The following is a 25,543-nucleotide window of genomic DNA, read 5'->3' as shown; positions in this document are numbered from 1 at the left end:
TCAGCGCGACTTCAAAAAAGACCCAATAATACAAACTATATTCTAACACATTCCCATTGTTTTTCAAGTATTACGTACCAAAGAGATGTTATTGAAAAAAAGAAATAGTTGACATTTAAAACCACTGTCTTCTTTATATATTTAACTGCTAAAAATTACTTTTATTTGTATTGATCTTCCAACTTACTCATCCAAGCACCCAAAAGTACACCTAAAATACACAAGACTAAACAACCTAAATAGCCGCCCATTCCAAAACCACTATAATTTGTTGGAATAATCATAACAGTTGATGCAAAAACAATTCCTAAAATAAAATGAAATAATTGTGGATAAGCTTTACTAAAAATATAATCCATTACTTTTGATAATCCTAAGACTGTAATGATACCACCAATTCCAATAGGGATAATCACACTAAAATTCAAATCTTTAATTCCATCAGACATAGCTTTATACATTCCCATATAAACTAAAAAGTTCGATGGACTAAGACCAGGTACAATCATCCCTAACCCGATTAAACCACCAGCAATAATCCAAGTAAAAAAGTTTTGATCTACATGTGAGAACAACCCAGATCCCTTCCACAAAAACAGAAAACCTAAAACAAAACTAACTGTCAAAATAATGATTTCCCGTGTACTTCGTCCTTTTTTTCCTGCTTCTTTCCATAAAGCGGGTACTGTTCCAATAATACAGCCTACAAAAAACCATAAAATGATAGTTTCATAGGTCCCTAATAAAAAACTAACCACAAAAGATAGTAAGAATACCCCGGTTATCCCGCCTAAACCAACAGGAATGAAAAATAGAACATTTTCCTTAAAATTGCGGGTAATATGGGCTAAAAAAGAAATAATTCGTTCATAAATGCCAAAAATTGCTGCTAATGCTCCCCCAGAAACTCCAGGTAAGATAAAACCTGAACCAATAAACATCCCTTTAACAAAACGCAACAACCAATCCTTTGTTTTCGCCTCTTTTGACATTGATTTTTCCATTATAACTAAACACTCCTCATACATAAAATCAAATATAATACTACACCAATGAATTAATGAAAATTCTTTTTAAAGTTTAGCATACTTGCACTTGCATGCAAGCTAAAATAAAAAGTTTGTCCAATTGATTTTCTTTTCATTCATTTTTACCACATCTGCATAAAACATATTGCCACCATTATGATATAAAAATCCGCCATTATAAAAAATTGATTGAAAACCCCAATACCGATATTTTGTTTTCTCTTCATTTCCTAAAATAGGCGACAAAATATTTTTCGAGTAATTTTCAGCTAATTTCAAAGTATTTTTACCACCATTTTTTGCAACATAGTTAATGTAATCTAAGCCAAAGTTATACGCCTGAACAGCAGTCCAAATATCACAATTTTTTTCCTTAGCTTTTTTTATTGCTTTTGCCAAAAATTCGACACCCGTATCAATACTTTCTTCTGAAGTTGCGATTTTATTTTGCTGACCATAACTACTTTCAGAACTCTGCATAATATCAGAGCCGCGACCTTTTGATTCAGTAAAAATGATTGCTTGTGCTACTTTTTCATATTCTTGTATTTGATATTTTTTTACCGCTTGTGTAACATCTGCATCATATTGATGCACACGTTTTAGTATTTGATAATTCCGGTAGCCAATAGCAGAAACACCAATTATAACTACTAAAACAAAAATTTTTAATAGTACCTTGCTAATTTTTTTAAACATAAAATCCATCCAAATCTTTCAAGTATTTTTCTATACTACTATTTCTACATTTCTATGACTACGACAAACGAAATACTTTGTAATAATTTTAGAAAAACAAAAGATTTAGCTGTGATAACTTACAGTATTGTTTGTTCATTGTTACCCGTATCATTGTTCATAACGGGAAACAATCGTTATAATAAAAAAGAGGGGATATTCATGACAAAAGGCTATATCTTTTTAACCGATCAGACAAAACTTTACTATGAGCGCTTTGGTGCGGGCAAGCCATTAATTTTTTTACATGGCAATAACAGTAACGGCCGCTACTTCAAAGAACAAATTCCATTTTTTTCGGCTCATTTTGATTGTCTTATTCTCGATACAAGAGGCCATGGAAAGTCTGATAACAAAGCAAATGAACTTAATTTTCGACTCCTAGCTGGAGATTTAGCCGAAGTTATGGAACAACTCCAACTTCATAAAGCAAGTATTTTAGGTTTCAGTGATGGCGCTAATCTAGCCATGGTTTTTGCTCATATTTTTCCAGAAAAAGTTGAAAAATTAATTTTGAATTCTGGTAACTACCGTCTAAATGGTGAAAAGTGGCCACCAAAAATTGCCACTCAATTTGGCTATTTTATTTGTGCTTTTTTAGGGCTTTTTAGTCAATTTTTTTATCGTAAAAAAAATATTCTCAGCTTGATGATTTACCCCTAACAGAAGCTGACTTAAGGAGGATTAATGTATCTACTTTAGTAATTGCAGGTACTCGCGATGTCATTAAAACCAGTCATACAAAACGAATTGCTGCCCTTTTACCCAATAGTAGCTTAACTCTGATAAAAAATACCGGTCACACAACAGCACAACGTCATCCAAAGTATTTCAATCAAGTTGTTTACAAATTTTTACAAGAAAAGTAGGTGTTGGTATGCAAAAACTCATTGCCAAATTAAAAGGTTATGAAAGTATTTTTAAAATGATTTTTCTCTTTGCTGTTATCGTAATTGTTGCTGGTGAATTAATTTCTATCAGTAAAACCATTAATGTAGAACAATTAAAAACCACTTTGATTGACGTTCCAATTTATAAAGTCTTTTTGATGTTTGTCATTGGTCTAATAGCTGTATTGCCAATGGTTGGTTATGACTTTACGTTAAATAAAATGTTGAATTTAGAGCACAAAAAAAGTTATATCTTTGAAACAAGCTGGTTGATCAATACAATCAATAATATTGCTGGTTTCGGCGGTTTCGTCAGTATTGGTTTGCGTTCTGAATTTTTCGGCAAAGGAAAAAAAGGCAAAGATGTTGTCAGTGCCTTATCCAAGATATTGATCTTTTTAATGTCTGGTCTATCTATTTACAGTCTTATTTCGTTTTTCTTGGTTATGTTCACTGATATTAATCCTTATTTACAACAATACTGGATTTGGCTGATCGGGGGCGGCCTATATTTTCCAGCTATTTTACTCATTACTCATTTTAAAAAGTCAGGATTGTTAGGTGGACTCAAACCACGATTTCGGATTGAACTGATTGTCAGCTCTTTTCTTGAGTGGACAGGTGTTGCAGGTTCATTTTTAGCAATCGGTTATTTAATGGAAGTTCCATTTCCGTTGTGGCAAGTTTTACCTCTATACATCGCAGCTTCAGTTATCGGAATTGTTTCGATGATTCCTGGTGCGTTAGGCAGTTTTGATATTATGATGATTTTAGGCTTATCCAATTTAGGCATTAATCGCGAAACTGTTATTGCCTGGCTATTGCTGTATCGCATTTTTTATTACTTAATTCCGTTTGCAATCGGACTTGTCTTATTCTTTAAAAATTTATGGACCAGAATAGATACACGATATTCAGGTATCCCCAAACAACTGACCTTAGAAATTTTTCATAAAATTGAAGTAGCAATGTTATATTTTTCTGGGATTATGATGGTCTTAATGGCGACGGTCCCGCAAGCATTTTCTGAGTTCAAATGGCTACAACATGTTAATCCATTTCGTTTTCATATTATCGTTCAATTTCCAAGTATTGTTTTAGGATTTAGTTTATTAATTATGGGACGAGCCATTGCATCACGAGTAAAACGAGCTTACTTTCCAACCATAATATTAATTGTTGCTGCTATTATTTACACGATCTTAATTGATTTTAGTCTAGTAGCAATTACTTTTTTAAGTTTAATTCTACTCATCACACTATTATCAAAGACAGAATTATTTCGCGAACAGTTGGTTTATTCTTGGGAGCAGTTAACCATCGACGGTATTATTATCGGTGGATTGACCTTGTTGTATTTAGTGATTGGGATTTATAACCTCCCAACATTTCCACATCATCACAGAAAAACCATCAGTTTCTTCTTGTTTCCATCTGAAAAGTTGTGGTTTTCAGGCTTTATTGCCATTTTGGTTATTACATTATTTATTTTACTTTTTGTCCGCTATTTACAAGGCAAGAAAAAACAACCCGGAGAAATTTTCAATGAGGCCAAAGTTAGCCATATTTTGAACACTTACGGTGGAAATTCAGACTCTCAATTAGTCTATTTAAAAGACAAAAACATTTTCGTCTACAACGACGGCGCTGATGATACCGTATTCTTGCAATTTGCTACTTATAACAATAAAAATGTTGTTATGGGGAGTCCCAATGGAAAAAAAGCGGATTTTGAAGCGGCTATCGCACAATTTATCCACGAAGCTGACGTATTAGGTTACTTACCTGTCTTTTACGAAACAGATGAAGATACTGTAATGATTTTACATGAATTAGGGTATGATTTTATTAAAATGGGCGAAGAAGCTTTAGTTGAATTGGATACTTTCACAACTTCTGGTAAGAAAATGAAAGGAACCCGAGCTGTTTTAAATAAAATCGAGAAAAATGGCTTTAACTTTGAAATTTTACAGCCCCCATATTCAGCTGATGAAATGACTACATTTAAAGAAATTTCAGATAGTTGGCTAGATGGACGGAAAGAAAAGGGCTTCTCACTGGGATTTTTTGATGAAGATTACTTACAGCGCGGGCCCATGGCCGTAGTAAAAAATAGCGAGGGAGAAATCGTTTCTTTTGCTAATATTATTCCAACTTACACAAAGGAAATTGGTACCATTGACTTAATGCGTCATCACGCTGATAAGGCGCCTTCTGGTAGTATGGATTTTTTATTTGTTAATTTGTTTTCGTACATGCAAGAAAATGGTATTCAATATTTTGACTTAGGGATGGCACCACTTTCAAATGTTGGCCAATCTCGTAAAAGTTTTATCCAAGAACGTATTGCCTATTTGGTTTACGAATTTGGCTCTCGTTTTTACTCCTTCCAAGGTTTGCGAGATTACAAAGAGAAATATGCTAGTCAATGGCGTTCCCGCTACACTTTATACTCACGGGATAGCTGGATTGCATATGTCATGTTAGCCATTTTATTTATCGATAATCGTTCAATAGACAAAAAGAAGACTCTCCATGGAGTTAAACGCTTTTTAAAGCATTAAACAATTACTTAAGAATACTATCTGTTACTAAAACTTGGACACAAAAAACAGAACAAGTCATTGTGACTTGCTCTGTTTTTTAAATAATACGCCAGTGTTTAATAGGATAATAAACAAAACGTGCCTTTCCTAAAATATCTTGAGATTTAATCGCGCCAAATGAACGACTGTCTTTTGAAATACGTCGATTATCTCCCATAACAAAATAGCTATCTGCTGCTAATTTTTTTGCTCCGGTTAATTCCTCTAAAGAAAAGTCATTCGTAAATGAACCCTCGTCAGCTAAATTTTGCTTGTTTGCTGTTAAAAATTTTTCTGGTACTTTTTTACCGTTAATATAAAGTATATCATTGTCGTAGCGCAATTCATCTCCTGGTAAAGCAATTACACGCTTAATATAAGTTGTCCCGCTCGCAAGTTGAAAAACAACCACATCAAAACGCTTAATTTTAGAAATTTTCTCCATGACAACCATATCCCCTTGTTTCAAGGTAGTCTCCATTGAGTTTCCCTCTACGGGTACCGGAATTAATAAAAAACCACGAACTAAAATAGCAATGGCAAGCGCAATAATAGCATATTTTATTGTCATCCAAAAATAGTCTTTAAAGTTTTTCATACAACTTCTCCTGCATCACTTCTTTGCCATCATTTCTTTTTTCAATTCAGTAATTCCGCTATGATATGCTTCATCATGAACAGTAATTTGTATTGCTAATTCTTTTTCAATTGCATCAGCTGTTTCTTTATTTAAAATGCCTGTTACAGACAATTTATGTTTATTTTGAAAATCTTTTAACGCAATTGTCGTTTTTTTCGTAAAGACGTCTCCTTTTGTATCATAACCAAGAGCAACTAAAAAACGATTCAAACGTTTCACTTCAGCAGATGTCTGGCCTTCTTTTAATTCTTTATCTCGAGGCAAAGGTGCAAGGTAGGCGTAATCAGGAAAATCAGCCTTGATCGTTGGTGTTAGTCCCTTTTCGTGAATCCAATGACCTTTTGGGGTTAACCATTTGCTAACAGTTAATTTTAGACTACTTTGATCATCAATTGGACTTATCGTTTGGACAGTTCCCTTACCAAAAGTTGTAGTACCAATGATCGGTACATCCGCTGATTCTTTTAAAGCCGCTGCAAAAATTTCAGCCGCTGAAGCAGAACCACCATCAACTAAAACAACACTTGGTTCACTCACCTTAAAGCCTTGATCGAATTTTTCAGAAGCAACGGCTTTTGAAACCGTACGGTGATTGTCTTTAAATTCCACAATTGTTTGACCGTCTTTTAAAAACATGCTCGCCATTTCTTCAACTTGATCTAACAGTCCACCGGGATTTTGTCTAACATCAAGGAGAAAAGACTTTGCTCCTTGTTTACGTAAAGAAACAATCGCATCTTTTAGTTCTTTTGCAGTATTTTCGCCAAAACTTGTAATTTGGATTACACCAATTTGATTGTCTTCTTCACTGATTTTGTCTGCTACAGTGTGCAAAGGAATTTTTGCACGTCTTAAACTAATGGTAAAAGTTTCACTGCCTCTTTTAATTTCTAAAGTTACTTCTGTTCCTTTTTTACCTCGAATTTTACTGACGACCATATCTAATTTTTTACCTTTTGTAGTCATGTCATCTACTTTTAAAATAATATCCTTTGCTCGCAACCCATTTTTGGCAGCCGGTGTACCCTTAATTGGTGATTGGGCTATTTCAGGATAATCATTTTTTATTTGCAAAGTCGCACCAATTCCTTCAAAACTATCTGAGAGTGATTGGTTTAACTGACTAGAACCTTCTTCATCTAAAAATGTTGTATACGGATCTCCTAAAGCTTCTGTCATGCCTTTTAGCGCACCATTTACTAAAGTTTTAGAATCCACATCTCGGTAATAACTGGTCTTTATTTCGTCATATAACTGACGTACTTTTGCTAAGTCATCTTTCTGGGTTGCAAGGGATTCTTTTTGTAATTCATGAAGTGTACCGTATAAATAACCGCCACCGCCAAATAAAAGCGCCGCTGCAACGAAAGAGACGAAGTATAATTTTACAGATATTTTTTTCATCCCTAGCCTACTTTCTTAACGATTATTTTCTACGTATTGTTCATAAATACGATCAAAAATGTCCATACTAGACAAGTAATCCACGTTCATTTCTAAATAGTTTGATAATTCGTCATAATCACTGGTGTGTTTAGGAAATTGAATATCATGACTAACATGATTAGCAAAAACTTGCTCTTCACTAAGATGATTGGGACCTTTCAAAGTAAGAACATAGTGATAAAAACTTCTACGCATTAAAATCCTCCCAATGTTTTTTTATGAATTCAGCTCTTCTTTGGTGATTTAATGCAAAATTTTGAGGATTTTTCTTGTAATAATCCTGATGATAGCCTTCTGCCTCGTAAAAAGGTTGAGCAGGTTCGATTTTAGTGACAATCGGCTCCTTGAAAATCCCACTGTCTGCTAAAGCTTGTCGACTTTTTTCAGCTGTAAGTTTTTGCTCTTCATTTAAATAAAAAATTACTGGGCGGTAGTTGTCTCCACGATCTTGAAATTGTCCAAATGCATCTGTTGGGTCGGTTTGTTGCCAATAAATTTGCAATAAATCCGCATAACTAATTACAGTCGGATCAAAAATAATCTCAACAGCTTCTGTATGTCCTGTCGTATGAGTTAAAACTTGTTCATAGGTTGGATTTTCGACATGTCCACCTGTATAGCCAGAAGTTACCGTATAAATACCTGGTTGTTCATCAAATGGCTGTACCATACACCAAAAACAACCACCTGCAAAAATTGCTCGTTCCATCAAATCAGTCCTTTCTTTCTGGTAAATATAAGCCTACTTGAATCTCATCGTCAATTAAATTGATTTTCTTTGCCTTTACAAAAAGGCCAGTTGGTAATTGGAACTGATCTAACCGTAGCGTAATGGATTTATCCTTTGGTTTTACTTCAATCCATTTTGGAAAATCATATCCACGTTTTACCAATTTCATCACTTCTTCAATCGGCAATCCAAGTGTACCAATTGACATACTTTTAGCTTGCAATTGGATATTCCCATTTTCCATCACAAAAGGATCAAAATACAAATAAAAATGAACAGGAAAATTCAATACCTTGGTTTCGCCAGAAAGCATCGCTTCATTTTCCAAAGCAAATTGATATTTCACACTGCTATCTTTTTGGAAATCAGTTAAATAATAGTCAATTAAAGCATTCAATTGACTTTTATTCATGGAGATTGTTGTTACTTCTTGTCCTTGTTTTTCGGTTACTTTGGTGGATTGATGATAATCAGGTTCTCGATTTGAAAAAATTCGTGTTCCAAGAAAAACTCCTGTACCTAAAATAAAGGCAAGTAGAACAAGAAAGGCAATTTTCCAACCATTCATCTTTTTAAAATCAATCTTTTGTGCTGTTCGTTTTTCTTCGCGAGTATGGGTCGGTTTATTTTCAGTCATATGCAACTGCTCCTCGTCTTTTCCTTAATTACTTTTTAACTAACCATTGGGCTTTGGTTTTAATGAGTTCATCTCTTAACGCATTAGCCATTAACTGATAGCCTAAATTATTCGGATGAAATTTATCTTGATCGTACAAAGCATTATTGTCAATAATATTTAAATCGCTACTATCTGTACTCTTTAATTCAGCTTCTTCTGAAGAATCCAATGTACTGTCGATTCCTACTTCATTATCTAAGCCTCGGTATAATAAGTCATTAATCGGAATAAAATGAACATTTTTAAAAGTTTTTACAGTTTCTTCCGTAGCTAAATTCCAATTATCAACAATTTTTTGCATGTCGGTAATTTCAGGAAAGTTTAAATAAAAAGGATTATAGATACCAAAGACATAAATTGGCGCTTGTTTGTTTTCTTTTTGCAGCAATGTGATAATTTCTGTTATCCTTTTTTGATATTTTTCTTGTGGTCTTTTAAAAGTTTTAGTTGTCAAACCAAAAAAATTATCTTGGATAACTTTCATTAAATCATTTCCGCCAACTGTTAAAGTTAGCACATCAGCAGTAGCAATATTTTCTAAAATTGTTTTTTCTTTTTTTATCCGTTTTAAAATCTGATCACTACGTTCACCAGCCACTCCGTAGTTTTCTACTTCCACACTGGTCAAACGATAACGCTCTTGCATATCATTTGTTACTATAGGCACAAAACCGCCTCGTTTTGTTTCGTCACCAATCCCTTCTGTTAGAGAGTCTCCAATCGCTACAAAATGAATTTTTTCTTTTTGATTTTTTACTACCTCATTTACTGAAGTTGGTTTTAAGATTGGCTGGGCTGCTGGAATTGTTTGATTTAATACAATATAAAAAAGCATTGCACCAATTACCAGGCACAAAAGCGTAATCAGTGGTTTAAAAAATTTCAAAGGCCTAACCTCCTTTTAACTTACTGAAACAACCGCAAATTATCACATTACGCTCATAAAAAAAGCTTGGTTGCGTATTTTTTTAATAATTTTATTTTTATTGCAATGCTAAAAAAGGACAGTCTAATTTTATGTTTCAAGCGCTACATCAGTCTTATATTTTTTAACAAGCAGCAAAAGTTATAGCAAAGCTTATTCTAGCAAAAAAAGAAGGAAAAAGGTAGCGCACCAGTCTTTTGCATACAAAGCTTTACTTTTCCGCAATTTTAATTGATTATTCAAAGTTTTTCACATGGAAAGAAAAAAGTTGAAACAAAAACATAAGTTAGCCTTGATTACCAAAATTATTTAGCTAAACGCTAATTTTAAAAGCTTTTACCAGCTTTTAAAGTTTAAGCGCACTTAACTATCTGATTTTGGCACTTTGCCAACTTATCTTGTCTCAACTTCAAATTATTAGTCTTCGGTATAATAGGTGATGGCAAAAGCGCCTTTACCAGTATGGGTCGCAATAATTGGTGTTGTGTGTAACAAAGGAATATGCATTTCTGGAAATAGTTCTTGCAGTTCCTTTTTAAACTCTTCACATAATGTCAATCCATCAGCATGAGAAATGCCAATACTTTTGACGTTTGTTTTTTGTTGTAATTCTTTTTTCAAACCTTCAAACCATTTAGTAAATGTTTTAGCTCCACGACCTTTAACTACAGGAATTAATTCTGAATGATCAAAGTCCATTACGACACGCATATTTAATAAGTTCGATAAAATACCAGTAGCCCGACTAATACGGCCACCTTTCACTAAATTGTCCAAAGTGGAAACCCCAATGTAGAGTTTCGTATTTTCTCGTACTTTTTCAACCGCTGCCAAAACTTCCATTAAACTACTGCCAGCTCTTGCCATTTCAGCAGCTTTAATAACTTGGAAAGATAATCCTTGGTCTGTTGTATCACTGTCTATGACTGTCACGTCACTTTTTGACAAATTACTCGCTTGACGCGCCGCTTCAACAGTCCCGCTCAATCCTTTTGTCATATGAATAGACAACACCTGACTGCCATCAGCTCCTAGTTCGTCAAAAAGTTCCACAAACTCACCTATCGGCGGCTGACTTGTTTTAGGCAATTCTTTGGCACTTGCCATCATACTCATAAATTTTTCTCCTGGTAACGTTTCATCATCTTTATATAAAACGCCATCAATCATAACTGACAAGGGAACAATTTGAATATCTAATTTTTCTTGTAATGTTTTTTCCATCGTACACGATGAATCCGTAACTATTTTAAGTTTTGCCATGGCTCCTTCACTCTTCCTTTAACATTGCTTATCTTCATGTTAAAATACAGCTAAACATGCTCTGTCGTTAAGTATAACAGAGACATTTTGTTTTTTCATTAATTTTGAAATATTCCCTAAAAGGAGGAAGTAAATACGTGGATAAACCGCAATTTTCTCGCAAATATTTAATCGTCAACGAAGTCTTAAATGCTGTAACACACGGTATCGGTTTTGGTTTAGCAGTCGCTGGTCTAGTCGTTTTATTAGTCAAAGGAGCACGGTTAGGCTCGTCTCTTCATGTAGTCTCTTATGCAATTTATGGTTCCATGATGATTTTATTATTTTTATCTTCCACCTTATTTCATAGCCTAATTTTTACTAAAGCAAAAAAAGTGTTTCAAGTTTTTGATCACGATTCGATTTTTCTTTTAATAGCAGGTAGCTATACTCCTTTTTGTCTACTAAGTATTCAAGGTTGGCTTGGTTGGACACTATTTGCACTAATTTGGCTTTTAGCTATCAGTGGTATTGTCTATAAATCTTTGACACTACATAAAAAAGATACAGTCTCAAAAGTTTCTACTTTAATTTATCTCTTTATGGGGTGGCTTTGTTTGATTGCAGCTAAAGATTTATGGCTTTCTTTAGGCAATGTTGGTACTGGACTTCTAGTCGCAGGCGGTGTTGCCTATTCGGTTGGCGCTCTTTTTTACAGCCTTAAAAATATTCGCTTCATGCACGTTGTCTGGCACTTATTTGTCATGTTAGGTGCTAGCTTAATGTACTTTTCTATTTTACTTTATACGTAAATAAGTTACTTAAAAAGGTATAATTAGAAGATTTTTAACTTCTAATTATACCTTTTTTATACCTTTTTTCTAGTCTAAATGGATGCGTTCATACTCTTCAAAAAAGTGGGGAAATTTATTTTTCTCATCGACTTTTCCCGCAACCTTTTTGACTAAGCGCCAGTTCTCCCACTTAACTTCAGGAAAATACGTATCACCTTCAAAGGAATCTTCAATCACTGTTCTAAAAATATAATTACACGCTGGCAATAAAGATGCATAAATCATACTACCACCGGCGATGAAAACCGTGTGATCTTTTGATTGAGCATAATTAATCACTTCAGCAGTGTCATGCATAACATGTACGCCTGCTGGTGCTTGATACGTTATATCACGTGTTAAAACAATTGTGGTGCGATTGGGTAAGGGACGCCCCCCCATTCCTTCAAAGGTTCGTCTGCCCATGACTAATGTCTTATTTATCGTTGTTGCTTTAAAAAATTTCAAATCATCGGGTAAATACCAAGGCAAAACTTCATTTTTGCCAATTAAGCCATTTTGATCTTGAGCCCAAATTGCTGCTAACATAGTTACCTCCTTTTTATTAAATCTTTTTTAAAACTTAAACCGCAATTGGTGCTTTAATTGTTGGATGTGGGTGATAGTTTTCTAATTGAATATCTTCCATTTCAAAGTCAAAAACGGAGACCTTATCTTCATTTAAAATTAAGGTAGGCGCAGGACGCACATCGCGAGACAATTGTTCTTTCATTTGGTCAATATGATTTTGATACAAATGTGCATCACCTAAAGTATGCACAAATTCTCCAACGCCAAGACCAGTTTCATGAGCAATTAAATGCGTTAGCAATGCATAACTGGCAATGTTAAATGGAACACCCAAAAAGACATCGGCGCTTCTTTGATACAGTTGGCAACTTAGCTTTCCATCGTAAACATAAAATTGAAACATTGTATGACACGGTGGCAAAGCCATTGATGGAATGTCTTCTGGATTCCAAGCTGTCACGATTAGACGACGGGAATTAGGGTTTTCTTTAATCATTTCAATAACATCTTTAATTTGATCGATAAAAGTCCCATCTTGTTTTTCCCAATGGCGCCATTGATAGCCATAAATGTGGCCTAAATCTCCATGTTTTTCCGCAAAATTTTCATCAGCAACAATTTTTTCACAAAAATGTTTTAATTGTTTTTGATACTCTTCATTGAAGTTTTCATCCACTAAAGAACGGCGCCCAAAATCTGTCATGTCTGGTCCTTTATAATCCACGCTTTTAACGTAACGCTCAAAGGCCCATTCATCCCATATATGATTGTTGTGTTGCAACAAGTAGCGAATATTAGTATCACCTTTTAAAAACCACAGCAACTCACTTTTAATTAAACCAAATGGTACCCGTTTTGTAGTTAACAAAGGAAAACCTTCATTCAAATCAAAACGCATCTGATATCCAAATAAACTTTTGGTTCCAGTACCGGTACGATCTCCTTTATCGTGTCCATGTTCTATTAATTTTTTTCCTAAATCTAAATATGCTTGCTCCATGAATATCCTCCTCAAATGATTGGTGTAGATTTACTAATCCACTGCAAACGCACTTAAATATTCCCAACGCTTCATTTTTTCTTCCAATTGGCTTTCTGCTTCACTTATTTGCTTTTGCAGTTCTTGTAATTTCGTAAAATCAGCACCTTGATGGTTCATTTTTTCTGTTAAATCGTCGATTTGATTTTCTAATAACGTGATATCTTCTTCAATCGTTTCCCATTCTTTTTGCTCCATATAAGTTAATTTCTTTTTAACGTTCTTGGTAGTAACTTCTTTTTTTGAATAATCAGCTTCTTTTTTAATATCTTCTGACAAGGCAACCTCTGGTATACTTTGAGTTAAATAATCAGTAATACTGCCAAAATAAGACGTAATAATACCGTCACCTTCAAAAACTAACAATTTTTCAGCCACTTTATCCAAAAAGTAACGATCATGAGAGACTGTCACTACTGCACCAGCGAATGTATCCAAATAATCTTCCAATACGGTCAAAGTTGCAATATCTAAATCGTTGGTTGGTTCATCTAGCAACAAAACATTAGGCTGGCTCATTAATAATTTTAGTAAGAATAAGCGCCTTTTTTCACCACCAGAAAGTTTTCCAATCGGAGTACCATGAGTGTGGCGTGGAAATAAAAAGCGTTCCAACATTTCAGTGACACTAACTTGTGTTCCATCATTTTTTTTGACCATCTCTGCTACTTCTTGTAAATAACTAATCATTCGTTGCGTAGGATCCATGATGTCGTTTTGCTGGGTATAATAGGCCATCCTTACTGTCTCACCAATTGATAAAATACCATTTTGTAATGGAATTTTACCTGCGAGAATATTTAGTAACGTCGACTTTCCTGCACCATTTTCCCCCGTAATCCCAATTCGTTCTCTAGATTGAATTAACAAGTCAAAATTTTCTAAGATTAATTTATTTTCAAAAGCATAATTTGCTTGTTTTAATTCAATGACTTTTTTACCGAGTCGTTTAGTTGCAATTTCGATATTTACTTGTGCGTCTGCTTTATTTTGAACCAGACTCTCTTTTAAATTTTCAAATCGATTTATCCGAGCTTGTTGTTTTGTACTTCTCGCCTTAGCACCTGCTCGCATCCAAGCAAGCTCTTGTTTATACAGTTGCTTTTTCTTTTGTTCTGCTTCAGCACTTACGCGTTCTCTTTCTGCTTTAGCTGCTAAATAATATTCATAGTTACCACCAAATTCTTGCAAACTTCCTTCTGAAAGTTCAAAAATCCTGTTGGTGACTCTATCTAAGAAATAACGATCATGGGTAACCATTAATAGGGATCCTTGATAATTCTTTAAATAATTTTCTAGCCACGTAATTGCATCATAATCCAAGTGGTTTGTAGGTTCATCCAATAAAAGTAAATCAGGTTCATCAATTAAAACTTGCGCCAATCCAACCCGCTTTTGTTGGCCTCCAGATAAGTTTTTGATAGATTCATTGAGCTGTTGAATACCTAACTTTTGCAAAATAATTTTAGCATTTGTATCCGTCTGCCAGGCATCTTGTTCATTCATAGCAGCCTCAGCTTTAGCAAAACGTTTTTGCGCTTGCTCATTTGTGCCATCTTTTGTTAAAAGTTGCAAAGCTTGCTCGTATTCTTTAACTACTTGTACTTTTGGACTGTCACTCTCAAAAACTGCTTGTAAAACGGTTTGATTACCATCAAAATTACTATCTTGAGTCAAATAAGCAATTCGGTAATCTTTGGCATATTCTAGAGGATTCAAATCACCGTCGCCACTTTCAATGCCGGCTATAATTTTTAACAAGCTACTTTTGCCGGTTCCATTAATTCCAATTAAACCAATTCGATCTTTTTCATGGATGATAAAGTTCAAGTCGTGAAATAATGTTTTTTCACCGTAAGTTTTATGTAGGCCTACTACTTTTAATTCTTTCATCTGTCACCCTCCAATGTCTCACACATTGTACCATTATTTGTCAAAAAAAAACAGGTAGACATTTTGTCTACCTGTTTAATCTTCAACTTATCTAAAAAAAGGAATTTTTGGTAAATTACCCGTCTGACTCATAACATATGATTCCAGTAAATTCACTTTACGCCGGTATTCATTAGCAGCAAACGTTGTAATGGTACCTGCCGTTTCAAAAGCATCAATGACTTTGCGCTCTAAATAATAACCTCTCAACATTTCTTTAATATAAGCTGGATCTTGACGAATCATGACAGCAGCCATGAAATCATTTAATTGTAACCGTCCCACCATATTTTGCCGCTGCGCTAAAAAATGTGCAATAATTTTTTCGTCATAAACCCCATCCAAACTGGCCAAACTTTGCTTAATTAATTTTGTATTGCGCAAATAAACTTTTTTTATTTGACTAAAGTCATTGGGTTGCATCTGGTTTGGTGCATTTTGCCTTCTTTCAAAAAATAATTTAGGATGCAAAATTACACGGATAATCCGCCGAACAATTAATAGCCAGAATGCCAAAAAAGACAAAATTTGTTGCCCAACAGAGTGTTGAAAATTCGCAATAAAGCGTGAATAAAAACGATACGTATTGACGTCAATTTCGTGGCGACGAAAACTTTCATCTAAACCATCACGTTCAATTCCAATAATCAATGCTTGAATCTCTTGCACTTCTTGACGCTCACTTTCTGTCATGGCGGCAGTATACGTATCCCACATACGATTTTCATAACTTTGAATAACAGCTTTTAATGCAATTTGTTCATTTTTAGTTAAAGCGGTATCTTCTTGATCTATGCGCAGCTCCTTTTTTACTTCTGCCAAAATAGCTAAGCCTTTTTCATCCACTGGTACCTCAGCCTCGCCATCGGCTAATTGCGGTAAAACAATTAAACTAATTATAAGACTTAGTAAAATGACCCCTGCTGTTAAAAATAATAACACGCTACGCTGTGGGAAGATTTCACCATGAAGGGTTGTTGGCAAAATGAAAATTGTCGCCAGGCTGACTGTTCCTTTTACACCCCCAAATGTTAAAAGGAAAATTTCCTGCCATGATTTTACGTGCCCTTTTTTACTACTAAAAAGATTTAAAAGAAGTAAAAAGATAAAACGAATCAAAAATAAAATAATTGTAACTGCAACAATAACCAAAAGCAGTAACCAATTAGCATATACCTCACTTTCCCATATTGGTGAAAAAACTTGGGAAATTTCAATTCCTAAGAAGATAAAAACGAGTCCGTTTAATGTAAAGACAATAGTATTCCAAGTAGCAGTAGAAACATTGGTAAGTTCCGCTTGAAACAATGTTACTTTTTGCCGTCCTGTTGCCTGCATAACACCTGCTACAACTGCCGCAATGATTCCTGACACCCCGATAATTTCAGAAAAGACATAGGCGACAAAAGGAAGCAGCAACTCAATTAACAAATACGCCGTAACATCCTGTGCTGATAATTGTTCAATTAATCGAATTAGCTTTCGTTTACCCCAGACTACGATTATGCCGACCAAGGCACCCCCAACGCTAGCAAATAACAACCGTAAAGAGCCTTGCCATAATGAAAAACTCCCTGTCACAAGTGCAACTGTCGCAAATTGAAACGCCGTAACCCCAGATGCATCGTTTAAAAGTCCTTCACCTTCTAATATTCGCATTACGCGATCGGGAATTTTTAATGATTTGGTAATCGAAGTAACTGCTACTGCATCGGTCGGTCCTAATGCCGCCCCAAAAGCCATACACGCAGCCAGGGGAATTGTCGGCATTAAAGTGTGTAGCGTTAATCCTACTGCCACCAAAGTTACCAACACACCACCAAATGCCAAAGACAAGATTGTCCCAAAGTTTTTAAAGATTATCGGCAACTCTGCATGTTCTCCTTCACGAAACAACAAAGGTGCAATAATTAACACTAAAAAGATTTCCGGTCTAAAATTTAAGGCACGGCCATAACTAGATAAACCAACTAGAATTCCAAGAAATATTTGGATAAAAAAGATCGGAATTGTGGGAATAATCTTGGCAAAGATATTCGAAAAAGTAATCGCCAATGCGATTAAAATAATTAATTCAACTAATTCCATGCCTTACTCCTTTTGTTTAAATTCACATAATAACTTTAAAAATATTTCTTTTCGCGCTACGATTTTTTGTTCGATTTCTATCAGTTCGCCTGGATCTTCTTCAAGTTCCAATTGCGCTCTTTTTGCTTCTAACCGTAAGAGTTCATGCTTTAAACGTTCTAATTTCCGATAACTAAATAGATTTTTACGTCGTATTTTTTCTAAAATATGCCGTCTTTCTGCCATTGTTAAACTACCATATTTTGTTCGTAATAAATTCAATTGTGTTTCAAAGTCTTTACTCATATTTTTACTCCCTTAAAAAATGTCCCTCTAACAGTAGCGCAAAGATGTTGTATTGACAAGTCATAACCGTGATCATATGTAAAAAATAAGAGGCCGGACAATTTTTCGCCGCGCCTCCTAGTTTTAGTTTTTCATATAAATATCGTAATACGCATCCATGATTTCTTTTGCTATGGTAACATTAACATGATCGTCATCATTTTTTAAGTTAGGTAGCATAACACTAATTGCTACTTTTGCATCGTCAGAGGGACCATAAGCGACAATATTACTATTTATTGTATCTGAAACTTTTTTCCCATCTTTATATACAGCCGTTTCGGCAGTACCCGTTTTCGCAGAGGCAGTTATTTTTGCCCCGGCTAAGGCTGTCGCCGTCGTAAAAGGGTCATTGCCGTGAACAGCATCATAAAAGCCGCCTCGAATAATATCCATTTGATTCTTTGAAAGATTGACAGTATTTAAAATTTTAGGCTGAATTGATTTTTTTAAATTTCCTAACCCACCGTCAGTATCGTTGCCATAAATACCACTAACTAAATGAGGTTGAATCCTTTTCCCGCCATTTGCCACAGTTGCTGCATATTGCGCAAGCTGCATCGGCGTGTACGTATCAAACTGACCAAAGGACAAATCTAACACACTACCACCATTATTTTGTGAATCCAGATAACGCGTTTTCGTGGAAATACCAACTTCTTCATTTGGAATATCAATTCCTGTTTTAATACCCATCCCATACTCTGAGAATGCTTTGCGCAACGCATCATAGGCTCCCACTTGTTTATCAATTAAAGGCATTGAAACATTATATTGATAATTCATATTCAGTAATTTAAACGTTACTTTCATCATGTAGGCATTTGATGAAATTTCTAAGGCTTTACGGGCAGATAAATTACGGCTACCACTTCCATCTTTATTGTAGATGGAAGCTTTTATTTCAGTACCATTAACTTTAATAGGTTCATCATATAAAACTTCATTACCATCTAAGACACCATTTTGCCACCCCGCAGTTAGCGTCCCTGCTTTAACAACTGACCCTGGTACAAAAGCAGACTGTACCGTTCCAAGGGCATGTTCTTCCAAATTTTCACTTTTTTCCTTGTGTAAAAAACCAGCCATCGCTAAGACGCCACCGGTATTGGGATCCATTGCAACAGCATAGGCTCCTGGTGAGTAATCAGCTTTCCCCGCATCAATTAATCCTTGGTAATTTTTTTTCAAGATATTCTCAACCCGCTTTTGGAATTCTGCATTTAGCGATAACACCAAATTATCTCCTTTTGCCCCAGGCGAAACTTCTTTTTGACTGGAAATATTTCCTTGTCGATCCAATATTACTTCATATTGCGATTTAGTTCCCTGTAACACATCTTCGTATTGCTTTTCTAAGAAGCTTGTTCCAACACGGTCATTTCGAGCATAGCCTTTTGCTAAATATTTTTCTAAATCTTCTGCTGGTAATCCTGTCGTTTCCGTTGAAACATTACCAAGAATACTACGAAGGGAACCTTTTTGGACATAATCTCGCGTCCAATCGGTGCCCGTAGCCACACCAGATAATTCACTCGCCCGCTCTGCCACAATAGCTAGTTCTTCGTCTGTGACGTCACGATTTTTAATGTATACCGTGTTTAATGCAGACGCACTATTCATTTTCTTGAAAATCATTGCCGCTTTTTTTTGCTTTGTATCAAACTTAATTTCTTTATCTGAAACTTTATCAACTAACAAAGTATAAAGTTTACTTTGATCGCTGATCAGCTTTTCACTAGCGCTTAAACGTCCATTCGCCTTTTTCAAATTTTCAGGATTTGCTAACCAGTAATCCTTTAAATCGCGCTCTTGTAATGTTTTTTCGATTGGGACATCAATTAATTCATTCAAACGATTGGCAATTTTTAATAAGTCCTCTGCTGTCATTGTATTTCCACGCGTAAAAGTAATAGCAGGATTGGCTTTATTTGACACCAAAGGCTTACCTGTCGCATCATAAATCATTCCTCGCGGAGTACTTCCTTTAATCTTGATTGTCGAAGACGCTTTTAGTTGCGTTGAGATATTGTCACCATTAACAATCTGTAAGTAGCCCAATTGAGCAATCAAGGCTATAAACAATGCAAAAATAATAAAGAAAAGGAAATTCAAGCGAAACGGAACATGGGAACGAGGAGCATTTGTTGAAGGTGCTCGTCCATCTTTTAATTTTTTTTCAATGTGAGCTCTTGTTAATTTATTTTTAAGATCTTTCATGAGTCAAATCCTTCCAAAACATCAGTACCGTTTTATTTTACCAAAAAACTATTGATAATACAGTTTTATTCTTTAAATAAATAAAACCTTAAGTTTGTTTTTCAAGCATTTTTAAATTGTTCCACAAGAATAATTATATTTTTAATTTTATCTAAATAAAATGCGCAAACTATAAACTTTATACCAAAAAAATTCTCATAAACTGTGAAACATTATTTTTAGTAAGTTTTTATTTTTTATAAAATTGTGGGTAACTATGAATAATTCCCTTTCAGTAAAGTAACAGCATCATTATTCATCTACTAAACTTATTTACACATAAAAAAAGGCAACCCTTTTTAGGATTACCTTTTACTAGCTCTATACGTTTTGATGTTGGTATTGTGAATCAACATTGTTTGACAACTAGCCATTAAATTCAATTAATAAGCAGCTTGCTCTTCATAATTTTGATCGTAACCGGTATCTGATTCACCTTGGCTACCATCGTAATTTTCTGTACCAGTTACATTTTGTACGGATCCATCTGCTTCTGCAGTTTGGTTAGTATCATCATAAAATTGCCCCTGCGCATAACCACTTGTATACTCATCACCTGTCGGCAAAGTTTCACTTGTTGGTAAATTCAATTCCGTTTTTAATTTATTTTGCATTTCCAGAATTTGATTAAGCCCTAGCATTTGATAATAAATACCATTAATCATTTGACCTTCACCTTCAAGTTGATCTTGCTTAATCGTTTTGAAGGCTGGAATATAGTTATTCGCAATATCTAGCATATCTTCCCAAGAAAGGTCTGTCTTCGTATTTTTTTCAACTGCTTTTAAAATCTTTTGGTAATTTGCAACACTATCAAGGCTCATTACTTTATTCACGATTTTTGTAATAACTTCGCGTTGTCGTTTTTGCCGGCCAATGTCCCCTTGAGGATCTTGTTTGCGCATTCGCGCATAAGCTAATCCTGTTTTACCATTTAATTTAATTTTTCCTTTTGGAACATGTACCCCTTCCAAAGTAAAATCAATTTTATTGTCAACCGTTATACCACCAACAGCATCAATTAAATCTCTTAAACCTTGCATATTAATCGATACATAGTGATCTAACGGAACATCTAACAAATTCTCCACTGAATCCATTGCCATTTCTACACCACCAAAGGCATAGGCGTGGTTCAATTTATCCATCGTGCCATACCCGACGATTTGAGTATAGATATCTCGATCCAAACTAACAATTGTGGATTGTTTTTTTTCAGGATTAACCGTTACTACCATCATAGAATCAGAGCGCCCTTGCTCTGTCCGTCCTAAAGCCCCTGTATCAATTCCCATTAATAAAATTGAAAATGGTTCCGTGTTATCGATATTAGCTTTTGAAACATGACGACTGTTTTTCCGATCAATTTTTTCAACAATCGCATTAAAAGAGCTATTAGCATCATGATACATTTTGATGCCGTAAGCAGTAGCGCCTAAAACCACGACAGTAATGAGCCCTACAATTCCCAAAATAATTTTTTGATATAAACGCATTGGACACCTCTTAGTTAACTTTTTCATTTGTTGAATATCGTATAAATTTTGCCACACTTCTTTTGTTTCAGCAATCTATGTTTACATTTATTACTCAAACTTAATACTTTTGCAACATAAATGAAAAGAAGCGACCAAAACTGATCGCTCCTTTTATTAAATATAGTCGACAAAACGTGCTCTAAATTTCATATGCAAATGACTGCCTAGGATAAAAATAATCAAAGTTGTAAACCAGAATATTAACCCATACGTCGTTTTCTCCCAAAACCAAGCTCTACTTAAGAAAGAATCGCGAAATCCTTCAATGATATAGTAAAAGGGGTTGAGTTTTAAAAGCTTCACTAGTGGTATAGGCAAGTTTTTATTATTTATATCCCAAATAGGACCAGAAACATAAAAAAGCAATCGTAATACAGATTGAAGAAAAATGTGATAATCTCGTATTAAGACAGTTATTGTTGCGTTTAAAAGTCCAAATGCAAATAAAAATGCTATCATGCAAATAAAATAATACAAATATTGTAGCCAATAAACTGTTACAGAAACCTTAAAAATGAACATTGTTCCAACCACAATTGCTAACATTGGAAAATATGAAGATAAATTACTAACAATGTTAACTGTTGGTAAAATACTTACCGGAAATTTCATCTTTGCAACCATACCGACTTGTCGATGAATAGAGTTTGATGCGCCTAAAACACTCGAATTCATATAGAACCATGCTGTGATACCAATTAACATCCAACCAAAAAAAGGAACTCCATCTATTTTGCGATTAGCGCTAATTCCGACACCAAAGATTAGATAATAAATTGCTACTTGAATTGCAGGATTCAAAATTTGCCATGCTAGACCAAGATAATGACTTTGATACGTAGCTTTATCTTCATAACGAGACATCCTAATAATCATACCTAAGTGGCGAAATTGCTCTTTAATTACTTCTACTATCTCTTTCAATCAAATCTTCCTTTACCTGTCACTTATTTCAAAAAATGAAAATAGCGCGCTAAAATTTCTAATGGATGCTTTACTGCCCAAGAGACAGAATGCCCACTAAATGAGACTAAAGATAAAAATATAAGTGAAACGAAACTAATAAGTAAAATTATTTTTGTAGGTATAGACATACGGTCTCCTAGAGGGATCCTTTTTAAGTTCCTTTCTAGTTGATGATTATCCAAATTCTGTTTTTTCAATTCCATATCTTTTGGAACTAACTTATTTAATTCTTCTAAATTAAAACTTTTTTGGTTTTCTTTGCACTTATCTTGATAACTTTTTTGATCTTCTTTAGGTTGCTTTTTAAACCAATCAATAAACGCCTGATATTCTTTCATGACTTTTTCAGTTTCATCAAACATCCTTAATGTTCCATAATGCATCCAAATCGTTTTATCGCAAAGCTTTTCGACTTGAGCCAACGAATGACTCACAAAGAAAATAGTCTTTCCTTGTTCTTTAAATTCCATTATTTTATCAACACACTTTTGATAAAAAGTTTCATCACCTACTGATAAAGCTTCATCAATAATTAAAATATCAGGATCATTATGAACAGCAATCGCAAAACCTAACCGTGATTTCATCCCACTAGAATAACTTTTTACCGGTTGATTGACAAAATCTCCCAAATCAGCAAAAGCTACAATTTCATCCATTTTAGCATCAATTTCCTTATTAGTGAGTCCAGTCATTAAAGCCTTTAAACGAATATTTTCAATACCTGTTAATTGTGGCTTTAAGCCCGCCCCAATAGCAATAATAGATGTATCGCCATTTACTTCCATCGTGCCTGAGGTTGGTGGAATAATTCCACTAATAATATTGGATAAAGTCGACTTTCCAGAACCATTTATTCCGATTATCCCCACTGACTCGCCAGCTTTCACTTCAAAACTGACCCCTTTTAATGCCCAAAAACGTGGGACATTACGATGATAAAATTTAAATAGTGCTTTTACTTTATCAGATTTTTTTTTGTACAAATCATACTCTTTTGTAACAAGAGTGCTTCTTACTTTAATATTATTTTCCAAAATCTTCATCCTTTATTAGATATTGACTTGAAATAGTTCACGCTACATCATACCATATTTTATTTATTGGTCAAAACTGCTTCTAATAAAATAGAACAAAAATATGAAAAAGTCGAGAAAAATCTCGACTTTTTGTGGTTATTTTAGTTTTAAATCATTTTTTATCTGTGTAGTGGAAACTTCTGGCGTACGTGGCAAGTAAATAACTTCTGCGTTTGTTTCTTCTTGTAGAAAATCAAATTTGCCAGCCCAATCGTCTCCCATTACAAATTTATCAATGTGATAAAGCTCGATATCACTTGTTTTTTGGTCCCATCCTTCTTCTGGAATAACTAAATCCACATAGCGAATTGCTTCTAACAATTGTTTACGCTTTTCATAACTAAAATAACATTTCTTTTGTTTTTCATTCCAGTTAAATTCGTCTGTTGACAAAGCAACTACTAAATAATCACCTTGCTCTTTAGCGCGGCGTAATAAATTGATATGTCCATAATGTAATAAGTCAAAAGTTCCATACGTAATAACACGTTTCATGTCTTTCCCTCGCTTCTTTTTCTTATAACGAAGATAGCAAAAAAGCTTTAAAAAGGCAACCAAATAAAAAACCGGATAAAAATCCGGTTAAAAACTAAATTATAATTTAGTTACTTCAGCCGCTTGTGGACCACGAGCGCCTTCGACGATAGTAAATTCAACATCTTGGCCTTCTTCTAATGATTTGAAGCCATCCCCTTGAATTGCTGAGAAGTGGACGAATACGTCGTCGCCACCTTCAGTTGTAATAAAACCAAACCCTTTTTCGTTGTTAAACCATTTCACTTTTCCTTGTTCCATGTTTCGTGTAGCCTCCAAAAAATATAATTAACGGACATTCCGTCACTTAATTATAACGAAATTTGGAAGCGGTAGCAAACTTTATTTTATTGTAAATGTTTGGCGAATTGATATAATTAAGTAAAAAAGGAGATGAGATTGTGGAAAACATTAATCTTTCTTATGAAACCTATTCATATGGCGATACCGATATTGATTTTACTACGGATAAGATTATCATACGAATGCCGGATGATAAGAATATTATCCAGCTTTCAAGGGTAGATCCATCTGCTCATGCTTTTTATCGTAAATTAATGGAAAATGACTACATGTTTTACTATTATGCAAATAAGCAATCATTTTTTATTAAACGCAAGCTTATTCAAACTATCTGGAAACGGACGGATTTAATAAAATACGGCGAGTTATTTTACACAATTCAAAAGGTACCCGATAATAAAATTAATACTTTAGCACCCTTGCGTTTACTGGTGATGTTTTCGTCAATGCCAGATGGAAATAACTATATGTCCCCTAACATTGCTAATAGATGCTTTACGCAAAACTATCCATCCATTCAAAAACATATCGTAAAAAACACTCTTATTATGCGGATTATGGATGTAAATATGAATACTGGCAGCATGTACCTTAACACACCGAACTATCCAGGATTTGAAGAAGATGTACAAGGAGCAATCAAATTTATAATAGGTCAGTACGAAATTGACAAAAAGAATGTAGTTTTTTATGGCGGATCTAAGGGTGGTACAGGGGCAACATATCACAGCTTTTTGGGGAATTATAAAGCGTGTATAGTTGATCCAATTATTACTTTGGAAGAACATAATGAAAAAAATGATTTAATGTACTTAAAAAACGTACGACCTTTGTCAATAGAAAAGGATATTAACGCATTGAATATTAATCAAGAGCCCAAATATATTATAGGATCTGCTCAAGTTCCTTTTACTTTCAAACAATTTCAAAGTTTCAAAAAAGATCGTATTACAATACTAGATATTAAAGATAATCATATCCACGCTCATCCTGATATTTCAGCAAATTCAACGATTGAACAGGTTTATTACATTAACAAACTATTTATGGAAGAATAGTTTTAATATAAAATCAGCTCTTTATTAATACTGCAATAAAAAAAATCCAAGAAGTAATCTTGTCCAGAGTCCCTCATCTGGACTTTTTTGATTACTAATAAAAATTTTCATTTATACAATATCCATTGAATATAAATGTAAAATTTTTGTCTCCCT

General features: G+C 34.3%; 24 protein-coding genes. 4 read left to right on the top strand and 20 right to left on the bottom strand.

Translation table 11 applies throughout. The annotated features are described in order from the left end of the window. Positions 1-161: 161 nt before the first annotated feature. Both EsVE80_RS05140 and EsVE80_RS05135 read right to left on the bottom strand, forming a co-directional pair. Positions 162-1,004, bottom strand: a complete 843-nt coding sequence (locus EsVE80_RS05140; protein WP_173102749.1) for a DUF368 domain-containing protein — start codon at positions 1,002-1,004, stop codon at positions 162-164. 102 nt (positions 1,005-1,106) lie between these two features. Then, positions 1,107-1,727: a lysozyme family protein gene (locus EsVE80_RS05135; RefSeq protein WP_173102748.1), complete on the bottom strand. Its 621-nt coding sequence runs from the start codon at positions 1,725-1,727 to the stop codon at positions 1,107-1,109. 201 nt (positions 1,728-1,928) lie between these two features. Here EsVE80_RS05135 and EsVE80_RS05130 point away from each other — a divergent pair, with 201 nt between their 5' ends. Further along, positions 1,929-2,429 carry an alpha/beta fold hydrolase gene (locus EsVE80_RS05130; RefSeq protein ID WP_232061287.1) on the top strand — a complete coding sequence of 167 codons (501 nt, stop codon included), beginning with the start codon at positions 1,929-1,931 and terminating at the stop codon, positions 2,427-2,429. Between the two features lie 214 nt (positions 2,430-2,643). After that, on the top strand, positions 2,644-5,220 hold the full coding sequence (mprF, locus tag EsVE80_RS05125; RefSeq protein ID WP_173102747.1) for a bifunctional lysylphosphatidylglycerol flippase/synthetase MprF: 2,577 nt from the start codon (positions 2,644-2,646) through the stop codon (positions 5,218-5,220). Between the two features lie 79 nt (positions 5,221-5,299). Here mprF and lepB read toward each other — a convergent pair whose 3' ends face one another. The 7 genes from lepB to EsVE80_RS05090 form a co-directional block, all read right to left on the bottom strand. Beyond that, entirely contained in the window at positions 5,300-5,839 is a 540-nt protein-coding gene (gene lepB, locus EsVE80_RS05120) for a signal peptidase I (RefSeq protein ID WP_173102746.1), read from the bottom strand. 15 nt (positions 5,840-5,854) lie between these two features. After that, positions 5,855-7,285, bottom strand: coding sequence for a S41 family peptidase (locus tag EsVE80_RS05115; protein ID WP_173102745.1), 1,431 nt, complete (start codon positions 7,283-7,285; stop codon positions 5,855-5,857). Between the two features lie 15 nt (positions 7,286-7,300). Further along, positions 7,301-7,522 carry a YozE family protein gene (locus tag EsVE80_RS05110; RefSeq protein ID WP_173102744.1) on the bottom strand — a complete coding sequence of 74 codons (222 nt, stop codon included), beginning with the start codon at positions 7,520-7,522 and terminating at the stop codon, positions 7,301-7,303. Then, positions 7,515-8,036 carry a peptide-methionine (S)-S-oxide reductase MsrA gene (gene msrA, locus EsVE80_RS05105; protein WP_173102743.1) on the bottom strand — a complete coding sequence of 174 codons (522 nt, stop codon included), beginning with the start codon at positions 8,034-8,036 and terminating at the stop codon, positions 7,515-7,517. Before msrA ends, EsVE80_RS05110 begins: the two co-directional genes overlap by 8 nt. A 4-nt stretch (positions 8,037-8,040) precedes the next feature. Continuing rightward, positions 8,041-8,694, bottom strand: a complete 654-nt coding sequence (locus tag EsVE80_RS05100) for a YpmS family protein (protein ID WP_173102742.1) — start codon at positions 8,692-8,694, stop codon at positions 8,041-8,043. Between the two features lie 28 nt (positions 8,695-8,722). Continuing rightward, entirely contained in the window at positions 8,723-9,571 is an 849-nt protein-coding gene (locus EsVE80_RS05095) for an SGNH/GDSL hydrolase family protein (RefSeq protein ID WP_173104127.1), read from the bottom strand. A gap of 507 nt (positions 9,572-10,078) precedes the next feature. Further along, positions 10,079-10,924, bottom strand: a complete 846-nt coding sequence (locus EsVE80_RS05090; RefSeq protein ID WP_173102741.1) for a DegV family protein — start codon at positions 10,922-10,924, stop codon at positions 10,079-10,081. A 137-nt stretch (positions 10,925-11,061) separates the two neighbouring features. Between EsVE80_RS05090 and trhA the strand changes: the two genes are divergently transcribed. Then, positions 11,062-11,715: a PAQR family membrane homeostasis protein TrhA gene (gene trhA / locus EsVE80_RS05085; RefSeq protein ID WP_173102740.1), complete on the top strand. Its 654-nt coding sequence runs from the start codon at positions 11,062-11,064 to the stop codon at positions 11,713-11,715. A 69-nt stretch (positions 11,716-11,784) separates the two neighbouring features. Here the strand turns inward: trhA and EsVE80_RS05080 are convergent, their stop codons facing one another. The 11 genes from EsVE80_RS05080 to EsVE80_RS05030 form a co-directional block, all read right to left on the bottom strand. Beyond that, positions 11,785-12,285, bottom strand: coding sequence for a dihydrofolate reductase (locus tag EsVE80_RS05080; RefSeq protein WP_173102739.1), 501 nt, complete (start codon positions 12,283-12,285; stop codon positions 11,785-11,787). Between the two features lie 34 nt (positions 12,286-12,319). Next, positions 12,320-13,267 (bottom strand): thymidylate synthase, encoded by a 948-nt coding sequence (locus tag EsVE80_RS05075; protein WP_173102738.1) that lies wholly within the window; start codon positions 13,265-13,267, stop codon positions 12,320-12,322. A 33-nt stretch (positions 13,268-13,300) separates the two neighbouring features. After that, on the bottom strand, positions 13,301-15,199 hold the full coding sequence (locus EsVE80_RS05070) for an ABC-F family ATP-binding cassette domain-containing protein (RefSeq protein WP_173102737.1): 1,899 nt from the start codon (positions 15,197-15,199) through the stop codon (positions 13,301-13,303). An 87-nt stretch (positions 15,200-15,286) separates the two neighbouring features. Beyond that, entirely contained in the window at positions 15,287-17,326 is a 2,040-nt protein-coding gene (locus EsVE80_RS05065; protein WP_173102736.1) for a cation:proton antiporter, read from the bottom strand. A 3-nt stretch (positions 17,327-17,329) separates the two neighbouring features. Beyond that, complete coding sequence (locus tag EsVE80_RS05060) at positions 17,330-17,611, bottom strand: AAA family ATPase (RefSeq protein WP_173102735.1); 282 nt, start codon at positions 17,609-17,611, stop codon at positions 17,330-17,332. A 123-nt stretch (positions 17,612-17,734) separates the two neighbouring features. Then, positions 17,735-19,870 carry a penicillin-binding transpeptidase domain-containing protein gene (locus EsVE80_RS05055; protein WP_173102734.1) on the bottom strand — a complete coding sequence of 712 codons (2,136 nt, stop codon included), beginning with the start codon at positions 19,868-19,870 and terminating at the stop codon, positions 17,735-17,737. Between the two features lie 422 nt (positions 19,871-20,292). Further along, positions 20,293-21,405 carry an LCP family glycopolymer transferase gene (locus EsVE80_RS05050; RefSeq protein ID WP_173102733.1) on the bottom strand — a complete coding sequence of 371 codons (1,113 nt, stop codon included), beginning with the start codon at positions 21,403-21,405 and terminating at the stop codon, positions 20,293-20,295. Positions 21,406-21,561: 156 nt separating this feature from the next. Then, entirely contained in the window at positions 21,562-22,371 is an 810-nt protein-coding gene (locus tag EsVE80_RS05045) for an ABC transporter permease (protein ID WP_173102732.1), read from the bottom strand. 23 nt (positions 22,372-22,394) lie between these two features. After that, positions 22,395-23,459, bottom strand: a complete 1,065-nt coding sequence (locus tag EsVE80_RS05040; protein ID WP_173102731.1) for an ABC transporter ATP-binding protein — start codon at positions 23,457-23,459, stop codon at positions 22,395-22,397. Between the two features lie 129 nt (positions 23,460-23,588). Further along, entirely contained in the window at positions 23,589-23,987 is a 399-nt protein-coding gene (gene tagD, locus EsVE80_RS05035) for a glycerol-3-phosphate cytidylyltransferase (protein WP_173102730.1), read from the bottom strand. A 99-nt stretch (positions 23,988-24,086) separates the two neighbouring features. Then, on the bottom strand, positions 24,087-24,287 hold the full coding sequence (locus tag EsVE80_RS05030) for a cold-shock protein (RefSeq protein WP_071863753.1): 201 nt from the start codon (positions 24,285-24,287) through the stop codon (positions 24,087-24,089). Between the two features lie 140 nt (positions 24,288-24,427). On the opposite strand from EsVE80_RS05030, the gene EsVE80_RS05025 reads away from it, so the two are divergent. Continuing rightward, positions 24,428-25,387 (top strand): XcbB/CpsF family capsular polysaccharide biosynthesis protein, encoded by a 960-nt coding sequence (locus EsVE80_RS05025; RefSeq protein ID WP_173102729.1) that lies wholly within the window; start codon positions 24,428-24,430, stop codon positions 25,385-25,387. Positions 25,388-25,543 lie beyond the last annotated feature (156 nt).

This window comes from Enterococcus saigonensis (assembly GCF_011397115.1).
GTDB lineage: Bacteria > Bacillota > Bacilli > Lactobacillales > Enterococcaceae > Enterococcus_C > Enterococcus_C saigonensis.
Note: the sequence above shows the minus strand (reverse complement) of the source record. Positions and strands in the feature narration are given on the sequence as shown.